Below are 4,773 nucleotides of genomic sequence, written 5' to 3' on the forward strand. Positions count from 1 at the left end.
GTAGCCGAGACGGAGGGAGTAATCTCACTAAATGCTGAACACTTAATAACGTTTCGACAAGTGCAGTCAGTAACAGAAAGGTATAAAGAGATATTCGTGGATTATGAAAATTGGGATTATTCAGTAAAAAATGAAAATTGGATAATAATTCTTGATAAAATACTAGACGCAGATAGGCGTTTTGCTTATTAAACAAACGGAGTGCGTTACTGGAACAGTGACAGTGGCGCTTTCTTTTAGTATTGAGCAGGTTAATTTAAAATAGTAAAGATTGGGGGATAGAAATATGTTAGAGAAAATAAAAACAAATAAATTCAAGCTAATAGCAGGAATTCTTGTTGTGTTGATAGCTCTTTTCACATTGAAATTGTTTAACGATTATCGTGAACGAAACTTAGCTGATTTAATAAATGTTAACTCATCTGATTTTGTTAATATGAGGATTGTTACACCTGAAGGAAATATGTGGACAGAGGAGATTCAACATGTAGACGAATTATTACAGGTCTTTAATCAATACCAAGTGAAAAGAATCAGCCAAAATGAGTTTCAAAATCAGCATAATGACAAAAAAATATATACAACTTTCGAGATGCGTATCCAAAAAAATTCAGGAGCAATAATATTAGATGTTTTTGAAACTGATTTTATTTGGTTAAATCTAAATTTTTACAAGGTCTTAAATGGACCAATCGAAGAGGAGAGGTTAAGAACTTATCTTGAAAATCACGGGAGCTAAACTTCGAGATTGTGAATAAGTGCACTTAAACAAACGAATGCGATAACACCATAAGCATCGCTGTTGTTGTGCCATAAACGAAGTATGTTGTGATTTTTAGAGTTGTACATCTAGAGAACTGGGGGAATTAAAGTGGCAATTGGATTAATTTTATTGGGTATTGTTATATTCTTTTTAGGTTTTTTAACTCCAATAAGTCTTACGTATACTCTACCGACTGCAATTATTATTATAGTTTTTGGAATTATAAGATTACTAAAAAGAAAGAAATAGCTTTATTCAACAAACGAATGCGTTACTGGAACAGCGATAATGCTTTCTCTTATTCAAGTAACTGGTAGAATACTTGAAGAAAGAAATAATAGTTAAAGGGGGCAAAAACATGGATTTACCTACTATTATAAGTGTGTATTTTGGACTTTTATTGGTTGGAGTTTTACTGTCGGGTTTAATTGGTTTTTATTTTTCAAGGAAATTGAATAGTAATTTAAAAGGTTTTATAGTTTTAATTACTTTGAGTGTTTTATTGTTTGCAAGTAGTATTTGGTGGTTTCATATTACCTCAACGGCTGCTTTTATAGGTACTATATCTTGGTTATCTTATATTGGAATGGTCGTTATACTGTACCCTATTTACCTAATGTTGGCATGGTTCTTAATACAGAAAGTAAACAAAAATTATTTGTTCCAGTAACGGGTGCGATAGTGTTATGACTGGAAGAATAAAATTTTGCTACTGAAATTAGGAGGTTACTAACTTGAAAGCGAAAACGTTTTATTTAAAAGCACTCATAATATTTTCAATAATCTTTATGTTTTTGCCTGCTTGTCAAAACAATAATTCACCTGAAGTTTTTACATTTACTGGTGAAGGTGAGAACTGGACAGTAAGTCAAGAAGTTACTCAAAGTGAGAATGGGAAACAGAGTAAAATAAAAATCGAATATATTGGTCATAATTTTGAGGAAGCTATTGGAACAACTATCCATTATACTTTTATATACTTAAATGGTGGTTCTTTTTATGGTAATCAAGTCTTAGATGAAAATGGTATTATTGAAGATATGTCAGGAAGAACTGGACGAAAAATATATGAGAATGAAGAAATTCAAGTTGAAATAGGAGAGTACGGAAAAGAAGAGCGATTTATGTTAAATGCAAATTAAATATGAATTTATTAAAAGCAGATTTATTTTATACGATTTTTTCACTCTTCAAGTAACGGAGGGCATTACTACAATAGCAGCGGTGAAGCTTTTGTTTCAGTATTGAGGGTTTCAGTAAAATATGGGAGGAGAGAAATAAATGAAGTATTCATTATATGGTACAGTCGGTCTGGTCTTATTATTTTTAGTTTTAAACTTTTTAAATTACGATGCCTTTGCTTTTGTAGTTGGCTTTATTGAATGGGCAACTCGTTATCTACTACCTTGGATAGCATTATATTGGTTTGTGCAATTTGTAAAAAGTAAAAAAGGGTAGCAATTCACTATTCAAGAAGTAACGAGTGCTTATGTTGAAGAAGAATTACGAAAAAACAACAGATCCATTTACTGCGTAGTACAACGATACTGTTCATTAAACTTCTGACCCGATTGCGGAAGAAGCCTAATTTCTCGGTAAAAAATAAGAAGGATTAGGCTTTTCTAATTCAAAATCCTTTAAGTTGTTTTTTTATTGGTAAAAGCATTGACAACGAGTGGTAAATTTCGTGGCGACGGTTGGTAAAAAACATGGCAGAGGGTACATTCTTATGGCTGTAATCACTCTATCAAAAATGTAAATGAAATAATTTATTTTATAAACACAAAAAATTCTGATGTTGTTTTCTGCCATCGAGGTAACTGGATACAAAAATTGATTTTAAGTTCTTTCGTTTACTAGGCTTTTTCGGTATGTAATCTTTTTCTTGTAATGGTTTTTCGGGGAAATGTTGATTTAGAATTTTTTTGCATATTCTAGAGACGGACAGTATAGAGGATTAGGATTTCGATAATCGCTAACTACTTTTTCAAGCGTCGGCTCGGCAGTGTTTGGAGGCCATCATCGGTTGGGAATAAAAGGAGGTGAAATTGTTCTCGAATTGGTTCAATAATGGTATATAAAACCATAAGAGTCAATACCTTGTACTTTTGTACAGTCCAAGTTTATTGGTAATATTTTTTTCTTCTAAGTACAAAATTGAACGCTTTTTTATTTCATACAGATCAAAATATTGATCTTGAAACTCTTCTATATTTGATAAATTATCAATCACGAAAATAGCAGAAGCTAAAAATAAGTGATCGACTTTTCTTTTTTGGGGCATTAGCACACCACCCTATTTTTATTTTGTTCTTATTAATATATTATATGAAAATTACAAAGCTTGCCTATATTTTTGAAAATTCTGACAAAAGGTGTGAATTTTTGTGGAAGTTGCTATTGCAGATATGGTACAACATTCTTGTGACTGTAATCAAATAAGTTAATTAATGGGTAATAAAATTTTTTCATTACCCATTTGTAGTATCTAAAAGGATGATTTACTAAATAAATTCTCAAATTTTCTTTCTCCTAATTTTACTCCAGCATGATTTTCAATAGTACGATTTCTTCTTAAGTAACGCTCGGTAGTTAATAATGAAGAATGACCAAGCAAATCTTGAATAGTTTTAGAGTCTAATCCTTTCTCCTTGAAAAAGGATGCTGTATAATGCCGGCACGTATGAGGAGTAATACGGTGACGAATTAATTTACCTTCTGTTGCTGATTGTTCCTCTTTTTTAAAACGATCCTGAATGAAGTCAAATGGTGCCAAGCTAACTAAACGTGTAAATTCGTTACTAAGATAGGTGGTATTGTAATGTTTACCGTTAGCTTTTGGAAAAAAGGCAGTACCATCAAATTTCCCTATTTTTGTAGTTAATGATTTTCTTTTTCTGTTCTCCAGTACCACTTCCAGTACATCATCAAATATCATTACATCACGCTCTTTATCTCCTTTACCTATCACTTTTAAAAAGTGATATCCAACTGATGGTTGAAATCGAATATCACTCCATTTTGCCGTAGATAGTTCATTAATACGCATTCCTGTAGTAACTAATAAGAAAAAAAGAGTATAAGCAAACCAATCATTTTTTTTGAAGAATTCAAGAAGCTGCTCTACTTCATGATCGTAAAGATCTCTATTCACTAATTCATTTAATTTTGTTTTTGGTCTTTTCATCTGAACGGTGATATCTTCTTGTATAATCTTTTTATTTGCTAAATAGCGGAAGAAATGTTTAATTACAGAGCTTTTTCTCAGCAGTGTTGTTTTTTTATATTTATTTTCTAGATAACGTTGATATTGCAAAAGATGTTCTGGAGTTAATAGATGGATTTGACTAATTCCATTATCGTACATATAGTTTATAAATTGGTTTAAATCACGTAGATATTCTTTTTTTGTGCTATCTGCTCTTTTTTGCCCGATCGTTGGTTGATCGTGAAGAAATAAATAGAGCAAAACTTCAATAGGCGTATTTTTCCAATTGATATTTCGAAAACCGAATTCTTCTACCTTATAAAATAAATTTTCATCATTCCAAAATTCCCTATTAGAAAACTTCAAAAAATTCCCATTTGTTAATTTGAGTTCAAACATTCATCCACTTCCTTTTTATCCCATAATTTTATGTAAAAAAAACCCAATGACTTGTTTTCTGATTTACTATCTTATAAACTATTATATTTTGAAATTATGAATGTAACAATCATAAAACCTATAAAAATCTTATATTATTACATGTTATTTACTAATGTATAATATTTTATATTTTATTTTTAAATTAAGGGTTGTATTAGTAGTATAAATTTGCTAATATTTAGTTAACATATTAAAGTATACATATATATGTATATCATATAATTTTTTAAAAAGGAGCATTCCTGTTAGAAGGATTTTCGGGGACTTGAAAAAAAAAGAGCCCTCCTGGTATGATACGGGGTGTCAAATCGTGCACCGAGATGACCCCTAACTTAGTTAACCAAGGAGGACTTCATAATGA

General features: G+C 30.8%; 7 protein-coding genes. 5 read left to right on the forward strand and 2 right to left on the reverse strand.

The features are described from left to right. The 5 genes from BKP35_RS19840 to BKP35_RS19480 all read left to right on the forward strand — a co-directional run. Positions 1-192 (forward strand): hypothetical protein (locus BKP35_RS19840; RefSeq protein ID WP_211274616.1); only part of this gene is annotated, 192 nt, incomplete at its 5' end. A gap of 94 nt (positions 193-286) precedes the next feature. Then, entirely contained in the window at positions 287-739 is a 453-nt protein-coding gene (locus BKP35_RS08920; protein ID WP_071313003.1) for a hypothetical protein, read from the forward strand. Positions 740-1,121: 382 nt separating this feature from the next. Then, entirely contained in the window at positions 1,122-1,433 is a 312-nt protein-coding gene (locus BKP35_RS08925; RefSeq protein ID WP_071313004.1) for a hypothetical protein, read from the forward strand. 64 nt (positions 1,434-1,497) lie between these two features. After that, the gene (locus BKP35_RS08930) at positions 1,498-1,905 is read left to right on the forward strand and encodes a hypothetical protein (RefSeq protein WP_071313005.1); all 408 of its coding nucleotides are present in this window, start codon (positions 1,498-1,500) and stop codon (positions 1,903-1,905) included. 139 nt (positions 1,906-2,044) lie between these two features. Next, complete coding sequence (locus BKP35_RS19480) at positions 2,045-2,221, forward strand: hypothetical protein (protein WP_169819180.1); 177 nt, start codon at positions 2,045-2,047, stop codon at positions 2,219-2,221. Between the two features lie 634 nt (positions 2,222-2,855). Here BKP35_RS19480 and BKP35_RS08935 read toward each other — a convergent pair. After that, positions 2,856-3,047, reverse strand: coding sequence for a hypothetical protein (locus tag BKP35_RS08935; protein ID WP_071313006.1), 192 nt, complete (start codon positions 3,045-3,047; stop codon positions 2,856-2,858). 204 nt (positions 3,048-3,251) lie between these two features. Beyond that, positions 3,252-4,370 (reverse strand): tyrosine-type recombinase/integrase, encoded by a 1,119-nt coding sequence (locus tag BKP35_RS08940; RefSeq protein WP_084031541.1) that lies wholly within the window; start codon positions 4,368-4,370, stop codon positions 3,252-3,254. Positions 4,371-4,773 lie beyond the last annotated feature (403 nt).

It is taken from the genome of Anaerobacillus arseniciselenatis (assembly GCF_001865995.1).
GTDB lineage: Bacteria > Bacillota > Bacilli > Bacillales > Anaerobacillaceae > Anaerobacillus > Anaerobacillus arseniciselenatis.

What these genes read in the sequence shown, in the direction of transcription:
- BKP35_RS08920 (WP_071313003.1), top strand. Translation starts at nt 287, where the DNA reads ATGTTAGAGAAAATAAAAACAAATAAATTCAAGCTAATAGCAGGAATT.
- BKP35_RS08925 (WP_071313004.1), top strand. Translation starts at nt 1,122, where the DNA reads ATGGATTTACCTACTATTATAAGTGTGTATTTTGGACTTTTATTGGTT.
- BKP35_RS19480 (WP_169819180.1), top strand. Translation starts at nt 2,045, where the DNA reads ATGAAGTATTCATTATATGGTACAGTCGGTCTGGTCTTATTATTTTTA.
- BKP35_RS08935 (WP_071313006.1), bottom strand. Translation starts at nt 3,047, where the DNA reads ATGCCCCAAAAAAGAAAAGTCGATCACTTATTTTTAGCTTCTGCTATT.
- BKP35_RS08940 (WP_084031541.1), bottom strand. Translation starts at nt 4,370, where the DNA reads ATGTTTGAACTCAAATTAACAAATGGGAATTTTTTGAAGTTTTCTAAT.